Origin of the sequence: Clostridium sp. LIBA-8841 (genome assembly GCF_034439435.1) — a bacterium.
GTDB lineage: Bacteria > Bacillota > Clostridia > Clostridiales > Clostridiaceae > Sarcina.
The window spans coordinates 798,858-817,544 of sequence record NZ_JAPCKJ010000001.1 but is presented as its reverse complement, the minus strand read 5'-3'; the positions used below and the strand labels follow the sequence as shown (position 1 = coordinate 817,544).

Sequence of the window (18,687 nt, the reverse complement as noted above, 5' to 3'; positions counted from 1 at the left end):
ACTAGAGTAAGAAGATTTGGAGGGGCAGGTAATGGATAAAATTTTAAGCGGAAAAACAGTAGCTATAGACATAAAGGGGCAAATAAAGAATTATACAGAGGAATTAAAGGCTTCTGGAAAGACTTTAAAAATATCGTCTATACTAGTTGGGGATGATGGAGGCTCAGTATATTACCAAAACTTCCAAGAAAAATTAGCTAATAATTTAGGCATAGAATTTGATAAAATAAAGTTAAGAGAAGATGTTTCACAGGATGAACTTAAACTGAAAATAGAAGAGCTAAATAGGGATGAAAGTGTAAATGGGATAATGCTTTTATTACCTTTGCCAAAACATATTGATGAAAGAACTGTTACGAATTTAATAGATGCAAATAAGGATCTAGATTGTCTTTCAGAAATTAGTGTTGGTAGATTCTATAAAGGTGAAAAATGTTTCTTGCCATGTACACCAAACAGTGTAATAACCCTTTTAAAGGCTTATAATATTGAGATTGAGGGAAAAGAAGTTGTTATTGTTGGAAGAAGCAACATCGTTGGAAAACCTCTTTTTCAAATGTTCTTAAATGAAAATGCCACAGTTACTGTATGTCATTCAAGAACTAAGAACTTAAAAGAAGTTTGCAGAAGAGCTGATATATTGGTGGTAGCTATTGGAAAAGCTAACTTTATAGATTCTTCTTATGTTGGAGAAGGAGCGGTTGTTATTGATGTAGGAACTAGTGAAGTTGACGGCAAGATAACAGGCGACGTTAACTTTGATGATGTTTATGAGAAGGCATCATTTATTACACCAGTTCCAGGAGGGGTAGGTTCTTTAACTACAACTCTTCTTTTGAAAAATGTTTGTAAGGAGTTAGATTAGAATGAAACTAAAGACATTATCTGTTGGTGAAGTTAATAACTATGTTAAAAAATTAGTTGAAAATGACTTTATATTAAAGAATCTTAATGTCAAAGGTGAAATATCTAATTTAAAATTCCATTCAAGTGGTCATATTTATTTTTCATTGAAAGATGAAAATAGCAAGATTAACTGCATTATGTTTAAAAATAATGCAGTTAATTTAGATTTTAGACTAGAAGAGGGAATGAAGGTTGAAATAAAGGCTAGATTAGGTGTTTATCATAAAGAAGGAACTTATCAGCTTTATTGTGAAAATATAAAAAAAGCAGGAATTGGAGAGCTTTTTGAAGAGTTTCATAAATTAAAAAAAGAGCTTAGTGAAGAGGGAATTTTTGATGAAAAATATAAAAGAGCCTTGCCTAAGTATCCTAAAAGAATTGGAATAATCACAGCAAGGACTGGAGCTGCAGTAAGAGACATAATAAATGTTATACAAAGAAGAAATAAGGCCTTAGATATTGTATTATATCCAGCTAAGGTTCAAGGATTAAATGCAGCTGAGTCAATAATTGAGGGTATTAGATATTTTAATAATGAAAAATCAGTTGACGTTATAATATTAGGTAGAGGTGGAGGATCTATTGAAGAGCTTTGGGCTTTTAATAATAAAGAGTTAGCATATGAAATCTTTAATAGTAGAATACCTACTGTATCAGCTGTTGGTCATGAAGTAGATTTTACTATTAGTGATTTTGTAAGTGACATGAGAGCACCTACACCATCAGCGGCAGGAGAATTAGTTTCTCCATCATTACAGGAAATGATAAATGATTTATTAAATAAAAAAGAGTTTTTACAAAGAGCCGTAGATAGAAAATTTTTAAATGCAAAAAATAATGTGGATTTACTTTATAAAGGACTTAAAAGTAATAATCCTAAAAGCATAATTGAAAAGAGAATTAAGGAAGTCAATAGATTAGAAGAAAAACTTAATTTTTTAGGTAAAAGAAAAATTGATAAAGCTAAAGATGAGCTTGTTGCTTTAAATAGCATATTACAGACCTTAAATCCTTTAAATACCTTAGGAAGAGGATATTCAGTTATAATGGATAAAAACAGTAAGGTAATCAATGAAGTAAGTGAATTAAAAAAGAATAATATGGTAAAAGTGATAATGAAGGATGGTTCCGTTAATATAGATATAAAAATTATTAATGAGTAAGGAGCAGAGAGATGGCTAGAAAAGAAACTAATTATGAGAGTATGGTTAGTGAATTGAATGAAATCGTGAAGCAGCTTGAAAATGGAGAGTTGACTTTAGAAGAGTCTATAAAGAATTATGAAAATGGTGTTAAAATAATAAATAAATTATATAAAAAACTTAACACTTTAGAAGGAAAAATAAAGGTTGTTGAGGATGAAAAAGAGGAAGACTTTGGAGGATACAGCAATGAATATTAAGAGCTTAAAAGAGGAAGTTGACCAGTCTTTAAAAGCTTATTTTGACAGAGAAAGAGAATACAATAAGGTTTTATATGATTCAATGGCATATAGCATAAATGTAGGTGGAAAAAGAGTTAGACCTATATTAATGCTTTTGTCTTATTATATATATAAGAGTGATTATAAGAAGGTATTATCACCAGCGATGGCAATTGAGATGATACATACTTATTCTTTAATACATGATGATCTACCATGTATGGATAATGATGATTTAAGAAGAGGAAAGCCAACAAATCATAAAGTATTTGGAGAAGCAATTGCTGTTTTAGCAGGAGATGCTCTTTTAAATGAAGCTATGAAAGTTTTAGTGGATTATTCCTTAGAGGAAGGAAGAGATGCTTTAAGAGCAACTAAGATAATTGCTGATGCTGCTGGATCAGACGGGATGATTGGTGGCCAAATTGTTGATATAATAAATGAAGAAAAGGAAGAAATTTCTTTAGATGAATTAAATTACATGCACTTAAAGAAAACAGGGGAGCTTATAAAGGCTTCAATACTGGCTGGAGGAGTTTTAGCAGGAGCTTCAGATAAGGATATTAAAAAATTAGAGGAATTTGGATATAAATTAGGGTTAGCATTTCAGATAAAAGATGATATATTAGATGTAGTAGGGAATGCAGAAGATTTAGGGAAGAATGTTCACAAAGACCAAGAGTGTAATAAAAACAACTATATAACCATTTTTGGATTAGAAGAGTGCAAAGATAAATGTGTGAACTTAACAGAGGAATGTATAGAGATATTAAGTTCAATAGAAGGAAATACAGAGCCTTTAAAGGAATTAACTATGGGGCTTTTAGAGAGAAAATTTTAATAATGAAGGATTTGGTTTAAATGAGTGAAATTCTACAGAAAATAACTGATCCTAAGGAAATAAAGGATTTAAATGAAAATGAATTAAAGGCATTATCTGAGGATTTAAGAGAGTTTTTAATAGAAAGTGTTTCGAATACTGGAGGGCATTTAGCTTCAAATTTAGGAGTTGTTGATTTAACAGTAGCACTTTTTAAAAATTTTGATTTTAGTGAAGATAGAATAATATGGGACGTAGGTCATCAATCTTATGCATATAAGATTTTAACTGGAAGAAAAGATAAATTTGATACTTTAAGACAATATGGGGGATTATGTGGTTTTCCAAAAAGAGTGGAAAGCTCATATGATTTCTTTGCTACAGGACATAGTAGTACATCATTATCTTCAGCAGCAGGTATGGCCAGAGCGCAGAGGCTACTTGGGAAAGATAATCAAGTTATTGCTGTAATCGGTGATGGTGCATTAACTGGAGGAATAGCCTTAGAAGCATTAAATGATATTGGATATAGAAAAGATAATCTTATAATCATATTAAATGATAATCAAATGTCAATATGTAAAAATGTTGGTGGTCTTGCCACATACTTAAATAAGCTTAGAATGGGCGATAGTTATAACAAATTAAAGTCAGATATAGGTTCTACTTTAGAGACTACTTCCTTTGGAAAGCGTGTAAAACAATCTCTTTCTAGATTAAAGGATGGAGTTAAAAAGTTTGTTGTACCAAGTATGTATTTTGAGGATATTGGCTTAAAATATTTTGGCCCTATAGATGGACATAATATTAAGGAACTAAACGAAGTTTTAAGGATAGCTAAGAAGAGAAAGGGACCAGTTATAATACATACTGTAACTAAAAAAGGAAAAGGCTATGAGTTAGCAGAAAAAAATCCAAATAAGTATCATGGAGTATCACCTTTTAATTTAGAAGAAGGTGTGATTTCTAAATTTGCAAGTAGAAATTATTCATCTACTTTTGGAGAGGAAATGATTAAGCTAGCTAAAAATGATGAAAAAGTTGTAGCAATTACTGCAGCGATGCCAGATGGAACAGGGCTTAAGAAATTTAGAGAAGAATTTCCTGAAAGATTCTTTGATGTTGGAATAGCAGAGCAACATGCTGTTACTTTAGCAGCAGGAATGGCAGCAGAGGGATTAAAACCTTTCTTTGCAGTTTATTCAACATTTTTACAAAGAGCTTATGACCAAGTTTTACATGATGTATGCATACAAAAGTTACCTGTTACTCTTTGTTTAGATAGAGCTGGAATTGTTGGAGAAGATGGAGAAACACATCAAGGTGTCTTTGATATTTCATACTTATCTCCAATACCTAATATGACTATTGTGGCACCTAAGTGCATAGATGAGATGGAAGTTATATTAAAATGGGCAAGTGAATTTAATGCACCTCTAGCTATACGCTATCCTAGAGGTGGAGATATGGATGTTCCTTTAACACCTTTAAGCAAAATAGAGTATGGTAAATGGGAGAAGATACAAGATGGAGAAAAAATAGCTGTGGTAGCCACAGGGAAAATGGTTCAACACGCTATGTTAGCTGCACAAAAACTAAAAGAAGAAAAGAACGTAGATATTTTAATAATAAATGCAACATTTATAAAACCTATGGATAAAGAGCTTTTAAAATCTTTATCAGAGAATGGATTTAGGATTGTAACCATTGAAGATAATATTAAAAAAGGCGGTTTCGGAGAAGGTGTTCTAGAATATTTAAATGAAATTGGACATGAAGAAAAAGTTATAACTTTAGCTTTTAATGATAAATTTATAGAACATGGTAAGCCTGATATTTTATATAAGATCAATGGATTAGATGCAGAAGGAATAAAAAACACGTTGATTGAATTACTTTAAAGGAGAACATTATGGCGGATAAAAAAGAGAAAAAAGAAAGACTTGACGTACTTCTTGTTGAACAAGGTATTGCAGAGTCAAGAGAAAAAGCTAAAAGATATATAATGGCAGGAATGGTATTTATAGGTGAACAGAGAGTTGATAAAGCAGGAGAAAAAGTTCCTGTAAGCTCAAATATCATATTTAGAGGAGAAAAGTTACCTTTCGTTAGTAGAGGGGGATTTAAGCTTGATAAGGCAGTTAAATCCTTTGGAATAGATCTTAAAGGAAAAAGATGCTTAGATATTGGAGCATCAACTGGCGGATTTACTGACTGTATGCTTCAAAATGATGCTGTTAAAGTATTTTCAATTGATGTTGGATATGGACAGTTTGCTTGGAAACTTAGAGTAGATCCAAGAGTTGTGTGTATGGAAAGAACTAATGTAAGATATGTAACTCCAGAGCAAATAGGAGAACCATGTGATTTTGCATCAATAGATGTATCATTCATATCCTTAACAACTGTTTTACCGGCTGTAATTAATCTTTTAAAAGAAGATGGAGAAGTTATGGCACTTATTAAACCTCAGTTTGAAGCAGGAAGAGAAAAAGTAGGTAAAAAAGGTGTTGTAAGAGAAGCTTCTACACATAAGGAAGTAATCAAGAAAATTGTTGATTTTGCCTTATCTCATAAGATGAACATATTAGGCCTTGATTTCTCTCCTATAAAAGGACCAGAGGGAAACATAGAGTATTTAATATACTTAAAGAAAACTAATAATGTAGAAGAATTTGACAATAGTATTATAGATGAAGTAGTTGATAAGTCTCACAGTGATTTATAGAAATAAGTTATTATACATTAAATTTTAGTTTTATAATTTCTTTAAATAAATTACATAGTGAATGTAAAGGTGTGGTTTTGGGGCATGAAAAATATAGGAATTATAATTAATAAGAAAAAAGATAAAGAAAATAGAATTTTAGACTTAGTCATGTTTAAGGTTGAAGAGTATTTAAAACCAGATAAGGTTTGGGTCATAGATCAGTTTTATAAGGGTGACTATGAAAAGTTAAGAATTTTAGATCTTTTAATAGTTCTTGGCGGAGATGGAACACTTTTAGGAGTTGCTAGAAAATTTTCCACAGTTATAGATACTCCAATTTTAGGTATTAATATTGGAAATTTAGGATTTTTAGTGACAGCTGAAATCAGTGAGTTAGAAGAAGCTTTATATAGAATAAGAATCGGAGATTATAAGGTGGAAGAGAGAATGTTACTTTCTTGTACAATAGAAGGTGCAACCTGTTCAGAAGAGAGAGCTTTAAATGATATTGTTGTTGCTAGAGGTACTTTATCTAGAATGGCACAATATGAGGTCTTTATAAATGATGAACTTTATGCTACCTTTAAAGGAGATGGGGTCATAATTTCTACACCTGTAGGATCAACAGCATATTCTTTTTCAGCTGGAGGACCTCTTATAATGCCAGATTTGCAAATAATATCAATAGTTCCTATATGTGCACATACACCAAATTCAAGACCTATGATAATAGACGGAAACAATACAATAAGAGTTAAACCTCTCATTAATGAATCAGATGTCTTTGTTACAATAGATGGACAAAAAGCTTTAAAGTTAGAAAAACATAATGAAGTTTTAATAAAAAAAGCAAAAGAATTTTTTAGAATAATTTCTTTTGATAACAAGAGCTATTTTAAGGTTCTAAGAAAAAAATTGTTTAAGATAGAATAAATAAGATGAAGGTGAGTTGAAATGAAATCTAAGAGACATTCTAAGATAATTGAGATTATAAAGTCAACAGTTATAGAAACTCAAGAAGAATTAGCAGAAGAATTAAAAAAAGCTGGTTTTGATGTTACTCAAGCTACAGTATCTAGAGATATAAAAAACTTAAAGCTTGTTAAAAAACAAGATAATAAAGGACGTTATAGATACACTATAATAGAAGAAGAAAAAAATGAAATGGGCGATAGATTAAGCAATATATTAGCTAACACTGTAACTTCAGCAGAAAATGTTGATAAGATGGTTATTGTTAAAACACTTTCAGGATCAGCGCCAGCTGCTGCAGAGGCTATAGATACGCTTCATTTAGGAGAGATTGCAGGAACTATAGCTGGTGACAATACAATATTTATATTAGCTAGAAGCTTAGAGAAAGCAGAAAATCTAGTTTCTAGAATACTAGAAATGATAGAAGGGTAAATAAGGAGGAGAAGTGTGCTTTTACAATTAACTATAAATAACTTTGCTTTAATAGAAAAAGCATCTTTAGACTTTAAAGAAGGATTTACTATTTTATCAGGAGAAACTGGAGCAGGTAAGTCTATACTTATAGATGCTATAAATTATGTTCAAGGAAGTAAGTTTAACAAGGACTTAATTAGAACTGGAGAAGAAAAGACTTTTGTAGAGGCTGTATTTTCTATAGATGACAATGAGAGATTAAAAGAGACTTTAGATGAACTAGAAATAGAATATGATGATACTTTAATAATTTCTAGAGAAACCTTTACTAATGGTAGAGGCAATATAAAAGTAAATGGTAGGAGTATAATAGTAACTACATTAAAAAAAATTAGTAGTACACTCCTAGATATTCATGGTCAACATAATAATCAAAATTTATTAAATAAAGAAAATCATATAATATATTTAGATGATTTTGGAGATGATAAACTAAGTGGAGATTTAAAGGAATATAGCGGAAAATTTTCAGAGCTTAAAGAAATTGAGAGACAAATCAGTGAGTTAAGTAATGAAGGTAAGGATGAAAAACTTTTAAATTATTTAGAATATCAGTTAAATGAAATTGAAGAGGCTAAACTTAAAAAAGGAGAAGAGGAAGAATTAACTGAAAGATTTAATGTTTTATCTAATGCAGAAAAAATAAAAAATTCATTAGGGATCTCCTATAACCTTTTAAATGGAGTTGAAAATAGTGTCTTAGATTCCTTATCAGTAGTAAATAGAGAACTTTCAAATGTTGAAGAACATTTAGAAAAAATAAAAAACATAAATTCTAAGATGATGGAAATGTATTATGAAATACAAGAGATGGCAAGAGAACTTAGAGATATATGTGATGAAAGTGTTTATGATGGTAATGAGTTAGAAGATATAAATAGCCGTATGTTTAAAATAGCTACTTTAAAGAAGAAATATGGAAATAGCATAGATGAAATCTTAGAGTATAAAAAGAATATTTCATCTCAAATAAATAATATTAAAAATTCAGAAAAAATAATTGAAGAGCTTTTACATAATAAAAGCAAAGTTGAAATTGTCTTAGGTGAAATAGCAAGTAGAATTCATGTAAAAAGAGAAGAACTTGCTAAAGTATTAGAAGAGAATATTCACAAGGAATTAGCTTATGTTGGATTAGGAAAATGTAGGTTTGAAGTTCTTATTGAAGAGGATGAAACTTTTAATTCCAAAGGAAAGGACAAGGTTCAGTTTCTTATATCAACAAACCCAGGTGAACCTTTAAAGCCTATGGAAAGAATAGTTTCTGGTGGTGAGCTTTCAAGAATAATGTTAGCTTTAAAGGCTGTATTTATTGATAAAGATAAGATTCCTACTGTTATCTTCGATGAAATTGATACAGGTATAAGTGGAAGAATAGCGCAATCTGTTGGAGAAAAGATGTATGAAATATCTACAAAGCATCAGGTTTTTTGCATAACACATCTTCCTCAAATAGCAAGTATGTCTGATAATCATTACATGGTTAGAAAGAATGTTATAGATAATAAAACTTTTTCAAAGGTTGAACCTATAAGTTACGAGCAAAAAATAGAAGAAGTTGGTAAAATGCTAGGCGGCGTTGAGATGACAAGTAATACATTACTGAGTGCTAAAGAAATGATAGAGTTAGCAAATACAAAAAAAGAAACAATTAAGACTTTTCATACATAATAATGTGGTTTTTAATACAAAATAGAACTGTTAAACAGTTCTATTTTTTTTTATTTTAAAACTATTATGAGAATTTTAGTATATAATATGAGAATTTTAGTATATTTTAATTTGATTTGGCTACAATAACAAAGTTAATACAGGATATTATGATTTTGAAAGGGGCAAATTAAGAATAGAAAAGGAGGAGATAGTTAATGAAAAATATTAATAAAAGAATAAAAAGTATATCAATAATAATGATTTCTTTAATATTACTTTTATCCTCTGTATTATTTGCAAGGGATTATTCTGGAAGTAATAATGTTTTTGCAAGTACTAATTTCTATTCTTTAAGTTCTAGAACAAATAATAAGGATGAAAAGTTTAAGAACAGATATGGCGTAGCTCTAGTAAATAAGGAACAAGAAAAAAAAGATATAGAGTTATGCGCTGGAGGGAACTCAGTTGGTGTAAGGGTGTCTACAGATGGTGTATTAGCAGTAGGGTATTCAGATTTAACAACAGCTAATGGAGAAGTATCAAGTCCAGCTCAAAATGGTGGCATACAAATTGGTGATAGACTTTTATCTGTAAATGGAAAGAAAATAAAGAGTTCAAAAGATCTATCAAAAAAAATTAATGAAAATAAATCTGAAAATGTTGAAATATTGTTAGAGAGAAATGGTGAAGAAATAACCAAAAATATAAGTTTAGCAAAAAATCAAGATGGAGATTATAAAATAGGTCTTTGGGTTAGAGATTCTACTGCCGGTGTAGGTACACTTACTTTTTATGACAAGGAAAGTGGGAAATATGGTGCAATAGGTCATCCAATAACAGATAGTGAAACAGATAAAATTCTATCAATTAAAAATGGAGATCTTTTAAATTCATCAATAATAAGCATAAAAAAAGGAGTAAAAGGTAATCCAGGCGAATTAAGAGGAATTTTTTCTAATGAAAAAACACCTATAGGAGATGTTACAGGAAATACTCAGTGTGGAATATTTGGTAGTATGAATAAAGAAAGTTCTAAAAATATTAACAATAAGACTTATAAGGTTGGATGGAGAGATGAAATTCAACCAGGAGCAGCTCAAATAATTACAACTATAGATGAAGAGGGACCTAAATTATATGACATTGAAATAGTTAAACTTAATAAACAAGATACTATTAGTACTAAGAGTATGATCATAAGAATTACTGATGAAAGACTTTTAGAGAAAACTGGTGGGGTTGTTCAAGGTATGAGTGGAAGTCCAATTATACAAGGTGATAAGATAATTGGTGCTGTAACACATGTTTTAGTTAACAAGCCGGAAATTGGATATGGGATATATATAGAATGGATGTTAAAAGATGCTCAAATTATACAATAGAAAATAAGTGAGATTAATGTAAATATGTGTTATAATAAATACTAGAAAATTAACTGAATTTTTTAGTATTTATTTTTTTTAAAAAGGAAATAAATAAGTTTTGTCGAATATAGTTAAGGTATAAAGAATGTAAAAAAATGGATATAGTGAATTGTTTAAGGAGAGGGAAGCATGAAAGAATCAAAAATATCTGTATTAATTGCTGATGATAACAAAGAGTTTTGCAATATTCTAAATGACTATTTATTAAGTCAAAGAGATATTGTTGTTACGGGAATAGCAAAGGATGGATTAGAAGCTTTAAAACTTATAGAAGAAAAACAACCAGATCTAGTTGTATTAGATATAATTATGCCACATTTAGACGGATTAGGGGTACTTGAGAGAATAAATTCTCTAGGATTAGAAAAAGCACCAAGAGTAATAGTATTATCTGCTGTTGGACAAGATAAGATAACTCAGAGAGCTATAACTTTAGGAGCTGATTATTACGTTGTTAAACCATTTGACATGGATGTATTCACAGAACGAATAAGACAAATGTTCAATAGCACAATTTCAGAGGAGACTGCTCCAAATAAGCCAACAATGAGTGTTCTTGAAGGCAAAAAAAATGAAGAGTCAGTTTCAGAAGATAACAAGGAGCCAATGGATTTAGAGGTTGAAATAACTAGTATAATCCATGAAATAGGAGTTCCTGCGCATATAAAAGGATATATGTATTTAAGAGAAGCTATAACTATGGTTGTTAATGATATGGAATTATTATCAGCTATAACTAAGGAGTTATATCCTTCAATAGCAAAGAAATACAACACTACTGCAAGTAGAGTTGAAAGAGCAATAAGACACGCTATAGAGGTTGCTTGGGGAAGAGGCCAAATAGATGCTATAAATAAAATATTTGGACATACTATTCACAATGATAAGGGTAAACCAACAAACTCAGAGTTTATAGCTATGGTTGCAGATAAATTAAGACTTAAAAATAAAGTATCATAATATAAAAAATTTATTAGAATTAACTTTAGTATAAATATAGTTTTTATGTTTATATTCATAGAAAAAGCACTTTTTATCAGCTAAGTTCTTGCGTGGTAAAAAGTGCTTTTTTGTAGAAACAAGAAGTAGTCATATTAAATAATCCTAAATTACTTTTTTATTAAGATATAGTCTTGATTAAAAATAAATTTTACGTATAGATAGGAGGGGATTAATATGAGAAAAGCCTTATATATAGAAGGTGTTGAAAAGAAAATTATATTGGCTAATTGTATAACTAAGTCGGAGTATGAAAAAATATATAAGGGTAACTTATCTTGTCCAATAGATGGATGTAAAGCAAGACTTGGGTTTAGAGAAGTAAAAAAGATAAGAGATGGTAAATATTTTTATACATTACCTAAGAATAAGCACATTGAAGGATGTCCTAATGGGATTATGAGAAAAAGAAAAAGGTTAAGAAGAAAAAATATTAAAATTGATAATACTATGAATAGTGATTTTTCTCAATTATCATTTGGAGATTTATAATTTCATAGGAGTAGAAATTTGATAACAGTTTTAAAATATAGTAATAATTAAAAATATGGTTCTGTTTTAAAGAAATGTTGATTTTAAGTTAGCTCTTCAGATCTAGCTTAAAACAGAGTCAAAAATATTTATAATAAGGTGAGAGTTATGGATTTATACGAAAAAACTTTAAATGAAGAGAGTGTATTTAAATGTTCCTTTATGGAGGTTATTAAACAGCAAGTTAAGTTACCAGATGGCAATGAGGTTGAAAGAGATATTGTTAAACACTCACATGGTGTTTGTGTTATTGCATTTAATGAGGATGGAAATATTCTTATGGTAGAACAGTTTAGAAAGCCATTTGATAGAGTATTTTTAGAATTACCAGCAGGAAAGGTTGATCAAGGAGAAAACTTAGAAGAGGCAGCTTTAAGGGAACTTAAAGAAGAAACAGGATACTCTGCTAATAACGTGATATACTTAGGGAAAATAGCTCCATCACCAGGGTTTTGTGATGAAGTAGTTCACTTATATAAAGCCCATGAACTTAAAAAAGGACAAACAAACTTTGATGATGATGAATTTTTAAATTTAAAGGAGTATTCCTTAGAAAAAGTTAAAACGATGATTATAGAAGGAAAAATAACTGATGCTAAAACAATAGCGTGCCTATTTTTCTATGAAAATATAAAATAATTAGAAATAAGAACTAAAGTATTTGAATTTACTTTAGTTCTTATTTTTTTAGAATTTATTCTTTCATAAAATAATTAAAATCTAAAAAAAGACCAATTTAAACTAATGCTAAGCCAATTAGCATAAAAGAAAAAGTTTTTATTAGTTTAAAAGTCTCACCATAACCACTATAGAAAAAATCATAAATATTATTGCTAAAAAGTATAGTTAGGATGCCAATAGATATGAAACATAATCTTTTTTTCAATATAAATAACTCCTATTAAATCTTATATTAAAATATACAGACTAAATTAAAAATATATTCTAATAAAATAATTAGTTAGAATATTTTAGCTAGCTTTTTATAAGGCTAAAAATAAATTTTAAAAAGTACGTATCTTTTTATTATGTTAATCATATTCTTTAATAGATAGCTTAATGGAAGGGGAGAGAGGATTTATGAGGATGTTTTTAAGTGGGCTTATGGAGTCATTAAAGGAAAATAAAATCACTTTTTTATGGGTACTTTTATTCTTTTTAGTTGGTATAGTTTTAGGGTCCTATACAGTTTACTACATGAGTGATTTTAATAGGGTTGAGATTACTAATTATTTTAATAACTTCTTAGGATTCTTAAATGGAAATTCAGTGGCTTATACAAGTATTCTTGCTGATAGTATTAAGAATGTTTTACCAATGGTAGTAATAATAATTTTATTAGGTTATACAGCTGTAGGAATTCCTGTAATTCTTATGATGGATTTGGCAAAAGGTTATGTTATTGGATTTACCTTTTCTTTAATAGTTAGCATCTTAGGTGGCAAAGGACTTATGTTAGTATTATCAGGTTTAATGATTCAAAATTTAATTTTTATTCCAATAATAATGTTAATTAGTGTTTTAGCTATAAAACATTCCATGACTAAGCTTAAAATGGGGGGAGCTAGAGACAGAATAAAACTTGATATTAGTAAGACATATTTAAACTTTCAAGGACTTTTGAGCCTAATTATCATATCAGGAATATTAATTGAAACATATATCTCACCTAATTTAATAAGATTAGTAATTAGTAGGTGATTTCTGTAATATAAATAATTATGTAATAACATTTTGGTTAGGAGTTAATATGAAAGATTTAGTAAGCAAATACGAAGTATATCTAGAATCAATAGGAAAGAGAAAGAATACCGTAAGTGCATACATTACAGATGTCTCTATGTATTTAGATTTTGTAGAGGAAAAAGGGCTTAAGGTAGATGAGGATGGATATCCTTTGGTATCTTATGTACAACATCTAAAAGAGAGTCACAAGTCTCCATCATCAATCCAAAGAACTATCATATCTTTAAGAAATTTTTATAATTTCTTAGTGGCAGAAGAATTTTTAAAGAAGGTTCCAAATTTGACTATGAAAAAAGAAAGAGTTGAAAAGAAGAAACCTTTAGTTCTTACTGTTGACGAGATAAACAAAATTATGAACTCCACAAATGCTTTAACTGAAAAGGGGATAAGAGATAAAGCTTTACTAGAACTTATGTATGCAACTGGCATGAAGGTTTCAGAGCTTATATCTTTAAGAGTTGAAGATGTCAATTTGGATTCATCTTTTGTAAATTGTAGAGATAGTAGAGGATACGAGAGACTTATACCAATAGGAAAGGCAGCAAAGGAATCTCTTAAAAGATATATAGTTGTTAGAGAAGATAATTCTAAGGGATCAGACAAGCTTTTCTTAAATATGAGTGGAGAGCCTATAACTAGGCAAGGAGTTTGGAGAATTGTTAAGGAATATGCTGTAATTGCAAATATTGGTAAAGATATTAATTTAAATACCTTTAGACATTCTTTTGCGGTGCACTTATTACAAAATGGAGCTAATGCTAAAGTAGTACAAGAATTACTTGGAAATCAAGTAATGACTTATATAGATATGTACTATGATATTATAAATAATGAAAAAATCAATAATATATATCGAAAGGCTCACCCTAGAGCATAAAAATTTAATGCAGTTATTTATTATTTAGTAGTTAAAAAGCTATCTATAATAGATAACTGCTTTAATTTATGGATAAATATTTTATTAGATATACTTTATTCTTAATTACAAAAATGTAAGAGTAATGTAATAAAGATAAATATTAAAATTTTCACTTTGAATTTATAATGAATTTAGTGATTAAGATAAATGCTTCAAAGAAGAATTATTAAAGGAGTGTGATGAGGTTTGAAGTACATAAAAAGATTAATTATAGGTATTTTTGCAGTATCAATGTTATCAGGAATGATTGGATGTACAAGGCTTAATGAAATAAATACTGAAAAATTTTATGTTAAGATAATACAGGATGGTAAAGAGCATAAAGAACCATATATTAGAGATGGTGAAAAAAAGGATTTCATTTATTATCAATATGAAGATGTAAGTGCTTATGATAAAGATGGAAAAGGAATAAAGGTTAGATTTTCATCAGATAAAAAGCAATTGAGAAAAGATGCCTATTTAGAAATAAGGGTTAAAGATGTAAAAGATAATTCTGTAAATGAGATTACTAGCTATGAAGAAGTTAAACCTGATGAGGTGCCAAGTGCAGCTAAAGCTGAATTAGATAAGTAATAGTAAAAAGAGGAAAGGCTTTCATAAAAGTCTTTTCTTTTTGTAATTTTTAGAGTATTTAAATTGGTATTTGATAAATAAATTTGTGAAATTTTTACGATTTTATAATTAAAAAAAGAATAATTGATTAATTGTTTAAAAATATATTATAAATAAATACGGGAAAGTACTTGTAAATAGGGATTCTCTTTGATAAAATGAAGTTGTGAAAAGGTTACCATGATGTGATGATATGGAGGAAAAACTTATGAGAATGTATGATTTAATATTAAAAAAGAGAAATGGCGGAGAATTAAGTACAAAGGAAATAAATTTCTTTGTTGATAAATATACAAATGGTGAAATACCAGATTATCAGGTAGCAGCCTTATTAATGGCGATATACTTCCAAAAAATGAATAAGAGAGAAACTTCAGACTTAACTATGGCTATGGTTAATTCAGGAGATATATTAGATTTAAGTGAAATTCACGGTATAAAAGTAGATAAGCATTCAACAGGTGGAGTTGGTGATACAACTACTTTAGTTTTAGGACCTATGGTTGGGGCTTTAGGAATTCCTGTGGCTAAGATGTCAGGAAGAGGTCTTGGACATACTGGTGGAACAATAGATAAATTAGAAAGTTTTGATGGATTCTCAGTAGAAATGACTAAGGATCAGTTTATAAATAATGTTAATAATATAAAGTTAGCAGTTGGTGGACAAACAGGAGATTTAGCTCCCGCTGATAAAAAGCTTTATGCTTTAAGAGATGTTACTGGAACTGTTGATAATGTATCATTAATAGCTTCAAGTATTATGAGTAAAAAGATAGCAGCAGGTGCAGATGCTATAGTACTAGATGTTAAGGTTGGAGATGGAGCATTTATGAAAACTCCAGAGGCAGCTAGAGAACTTGCAACTGAAATGGTTGGTATAGGTAAACATGTTGGAAGAAATACTGTTGCCATAATCTCAGATATGGATCAACCTTTAGGATTTGCTATAGGTAATGCTTTAGAAGTTAAAGAAGCTATAGAAACATTAAGAGGAAATGGTCCTAAGGATCTTTTAGAACTTTGTTTAACACTTGGAAGCAACATGGTTGTTTTAGCAGGTGTTGCTAAAGATACTGATGAGGCTAGAAAAATGTTAATGGAAACAATAACTTCAGGAAAAGCAATTGAAAAATTAAAAGAGTTTGTAACAGCTCAAGGTGGAGATGCATCTGTTATTGATGACATATCAAACTTCCACAATGCTAAATATGTAATTCCAGTTAAATCTACTAAATCAGGAGTGGTAAGCAAAATACATGCTGAGAACATAGGATTAGTTGCTATGGAACTTGGAGCAGGAAGAGCTACTAAGGAAAGTATAATAGATTTAGCTGTTGGTATTGTTCTTGAAAAGAAAAGAGGAGATAAAGTTAATGAAGGAGATATCATAGCATATATTCATGCTGATGATGAAGAAAAAGGTAAGAAAGCAGTAGATGGAATACTAGCTAACTATGAAATTTCAGATTCAGTAAAAGATATCCCATTAATATACGATATAGTTAAATAGTATTTAGTTAATAAAATAGCTGTAAAGCTTGTTGGATTCTTGTTAGGTATAGCTTAGATTATAGTTACGCATCACAATCTTTGAAACCATATCTAACAAGGAACCCAACTTGCTTTATATAAATAAATTTCAAAAGTCTTATTATTATATTTAATAGTTTTAAGAGGAGTAGAAATTTAAATTTTAGATGCTCATTATAGATTTTTTCATAAAAGTTATCTTATACGAATTTAGTATAGGATAACTTTTTCTTTTTTGCTTATAATTTATCTCTTTTAGGAGAAAATAAGCAGGAAAGGAGGAGATATTATGAAAAAATACATAAGAAAAATAGCAGCATTTGCAATATTTTTATCTTTATTTAGCATGTTTTCTTCTGTTCTCGTAAAAGCTGAAGAAGCAATAGATGTAGAAGCAAAATCAGCACTTCTCATGGAGGCTAGTACAGGGAAAATAATTTATGAGAAAAATGCTAATGAAAAATTTGCACCTGCTTCAGTAACAAAAATCATGACAATGCTACTTGCCATGGAGAAAGTAGATAGAGGAGAAATGAAACTTTCAGATCAAATCACAGTTAGTGAAACAGCTAAGAAAATGGGTGGAAGTACCATGCTTTTAGATACTGGAGAAATCAGAACTGTTGAGGAGATTATAAAGGGAATTGGTATTGCTTCTGGTAATGATGCAGCTGTGGCTATGGCTGAATATTTAGGTGGAAGTGAAAGTGGCTTTGTTGAAATGATGAATAAAAGAGCTCAAGAGCTTGGAATGAAAAATACTACATTTAAAAACTGCACAGGACTTCCTATTGATGGACATCTTTCAACTGCATATGATATTTCTATAATGTCTAGAGAACTTTTAAAACATCCTACTATATTAAAATATACAGGAACTTATATGGAAACTATATCAGAAGGAAGAAAATCCCCTATTGAACTTGTTAACCATAATAAATTAGTTAGATTCTTTAAGGGATGCGATGGTCTTAAAACTGGATTCACTAATGATGCTAAATACTGTATCTCAGCTACTGCAACTAGGGATGGAGTTAGAATGCTTTCCGTAATAATGGGAGCTCCAACCTTTAAAATCAGAAATAGAGATGCTAGTATGCTTATGAACTATGGTTTTTCTAAATTTGAAAGTAAGCAAGTAGCTAAAAAAGACAGTGACGTTGAACAAATCCCTATGAGTAAAACTGGTGATAAGTTTATCATAGGAAAGGCTAAAGATGATTTAACCATAGTTTATCCAAGGGGCATGGGTGATAAAGTAGAAAAGAAAATTGTTTTAGATGAAAGCAAGACAAAGGTTAAGGAATTTGAGACTGTTGGATACTGTGAATATTATTTAGATGGAGAACTTTTAGGTAAAGTGGATCTATATTCAGATAGAGACATGAAAAAAGGTGGAATTATTGACAGTGTTAAATTTAAGGTTAAGAATTTCTTTAATAGTGAAGAGGAAGATAAAGTAGAAGAGAAGAAAGAAGATGAAAAGACTAACGGAAAAGTAGAAAATGATAAGTCTAAAAATAAAAATGATATAAAAGAAGAAAAAGCAAATGCTCCAAGTATGGAAAAAGAAGATAAAAAAATTAAAGAAGAAAAAGCAGAAAAGATAAGAGATGCAAAGACAGATGATAAAAAACAAGACGAAAAAAATAATGCTGAAGAAGACTAAAAATATATTTAAGTTATATTAAGATAGGGAATTATTATGAAAGATAAAAATGTAACTAGAAAAGAACTTGAAAATTTAGTTGAATTATTGAATAAGAGAGCAAAAGATAAAAGTAAAACAAATAAAAATAATTAGATTTTTAAATTATTAGACATTTTGAGTGGTTTGATTTAGAATTAAACATAAATATTCATTAGCTAAAAAGAGTAACAACTGGCATATAGTCTACCTATGCCAGTTGTTTTTTTATAAGTCTATATTTGAGGTGAATGTTGATTTTTAGATAGCCCTTC

General features: G+C 29.4%; 17 protein-coding genes and 1 pseudogene. All 18 read left to right on the top strand.

Annotated elements, in window-relative coordinates; all coding sequences use genetic code 11:
- Window positions 1–31: 31 nt before the first annotated feature.
- Entirely contained in the window at window positions 32–865 is an 834-nt protein-coding gene (locus OIF33_RS03490; RefSeq protein WP_322502836.1) for a bifunctional methylenetetrahydrofolate dehydrogenase/methenyltetrahydrofolate cyclohydrolase, read from the top strand.
- A gap of 1 nt (window position 866) precedes the next feature.
- Window positions 867–2,069, top strand: a complete 1,203-nt coding sequence (gene xseA / locus OIF33_RS03485; RefSeq protein WP_322502835.1) for an exodeoxyribonuclease VII large subunit — start codon at window positions 867–869, stop codon at window positions 2,067–2,069.
- Between the two features lie 11 nt (window positions 2,070–2,080).
- Window positions 2,081–2,308: an exodeoxyribonuclease VII small subunit gene (locus OIF33_RS03480; protein WP_322502834.1), complete on the top strand. Its 228-nt coding sequence runs from the start codon at window positions 2,081–2,083 to the stop codon at window positions 2,306–2,308.
- A complete protein-coding gene (locus OIF33_RS03475) occupies window positions 2,298–3,170 on the top strand; it encodes a farnesyl diphosphate synthase (RefSeq protein WP_322502833.1) in 873 nt (290 codons plus the stop codon). Before OIF33_RS03480 ends, OIF33_RS03475 begins: the two co-directional genes overlap by 11 nt.
- Window positions 3,171–3,190: 20 nt before the next feature.
- Window positions 3,191–5,050: a 1-deoxy-D-xylulose-5-phosphate synthase gene (dxs, locus tag OIF33_RS03470; protein ID WP_322502832.1), complete on the top strand. Its 1,860-nt coding sequence runs from the start codon at window positions 3,191–3,193 to the stop codon at window positions 5,048–5,050.
- Between the two features lie 11 nt (window positions 5,051–5,061).
- The gene (locus OIF33_RS03465; protein ID WP_322502831.1) at window positions 5,062–5,877 is read left to right on the top strand and encodes a TlyA family RNA methyltransferase; all 816 of its coding nucleotides are present in this window, start codon (window positions 5,062–5,064) and stop codon (window positions 5,875–5,877) included.
- An 84-nt stretch (window positions 5,878–5,961) separates the two neighbouring features.
- Entirely contained in the window at window positions 5,962–6,792 is an 831-nt protein-coding gene (locus tag OIF33_RS03460; protein ID WP_322502830.1) for an NAD(+)/NADH kinase, read from the top strand.
- 21 nt (window positions 6,793–6,813) lie between these two features.
- Window positions 6,814–7,266 (top strand): arginine repressor, encoded by a 453-nt coding sequence (locus OIF33_RS03455; RefSeq protein WP_322502829.1) that lies wholly within the window; start codon window positions 6,814–6,816, stop codon window positions 7,264–7,266.
- 15 nt (window positions 7,267–7,281) lie between these two features.
- Window positions 7,282–8,979: a DNA repair protein RecN gene (recN, locus tag OIF33_RS03450; RefSeq protein ID WP_322502828.1), complete on the top strand. Its 1,698-nt coding sequence runs from the start codon at window positions 7,282–7,284 to the stop codon at window positions 8,977–8,979.
- Window positions 8,980–9,176: 197 nt separating this feature from the next.
- A complete protein-coding gene (gene spoIVB / locus OIF33_RS03445) occupies window positions 9,177–10,343 on the top strand; it encodes a SpoIVB peptidase (RefSeq protein WP_322502827.1) in 1,167 nt (388 codons plus the stop codon).
- A gap of 171 nt (window positions 10,344–10,514) precedes the next feature.
- Window positions 10,515–11,345 carry a sporulation transcription factor Spo0A gene (gene spo0A, locus OIF33_RS03440; RefSeq protein WP_322502826.1) on the top strand — a complete coding sequence of 277 codons (831 nt, stop codon included), beginning with the start codon at window positions 10,515–10,517 and terminating at the stop codon, window positions 11,343–11,345.
- A 216-nt stretch (window positions 11,346–11,561) separates the two neighbouring features.
- Window positions 11,562–11,876: a hypothetical protein gene (locus OIF33_RS03435; RefSeq protein ID WP_322502825.1), complete on the top strand. Its 315-nt coding sequence runs from the start codon at window positions 11,562–11,564 to the stop codon at window positions 11,874–11,876.
- A gap of 147 nt (window positions 11,877–12,023) precedes the next feature.
- Window positions 12,024–12,554: an NUDIX hydrolase gene (locus OIF33_RS03430; protein WP_322502824.1), complete on the top strand. Its 531-nt coding sequence runs from the start codon at window positions 12,024–12,026 to the stop codon at window positions 12,552–12,554.
- A gap of 441 nt (window positions 12,555–12,995) precedes the next feature.
- The gene (gene spoIIM, locus OIF33_RS03425; protein WP_322502823.1) at window positions 12,996–13,616 is read left to right on the top strand and encodes a stage II sporulation protein M; all 621 of its coding nucleotides are present in this window, start codon (window positions 12,996–12,998) and stop codon (window positions 13,614–13,616) included.
- 49 nt (window positions 13,617–13,665) lie between these two features.
- Window positions 13,666–14,538: a site-specific tyrosine recombinase gene (locus OIF33_RS03420; RefSeq protein WP_322502822.1), complete on the top strand. Its 873-nt coding sequence runs from the start codon at window positions 13,666–13,668 to the stop codon at window positions 14,536–14,538.
- Between the two features lie 228 nt (window positions 14,539–14,766).
- Entirely contained in the window at window positions 14,767–15,156 is a 390-nt protein-coding gene (locus OIF33_RS03415) for a YxeA family protein (protein ID WP_322502821.1), read from the top strand.
- Window positions 15,157–15,403: 247 nt separating this feature from the next.
- The gene (locus tag OIF33_RS03410) at window positions 15,404–16,705 is read left to right on the top strand and encodes a pyrimidine-nucleoside phosphorylase (protein ID WP_322502820.1); all 1,302 of its coding nucleotides are present in this window, start codon (window positions 15,404–15,406) and stop codon (window positions 16,703–16,705) included.
- A gap of 309 nt (window positions 16,706–17,014) precedes the next feature.
- Window positions 17,015–18,223 (top strand): annotated as a pseudogene (locus tag OIF33_RS03405) (D-alanyl-D-alanine carboxypeptidase family protein); the annotation flags it as partial.
- Window positions 18,224–18,687 lie beyond the last annotated feature (464 nt).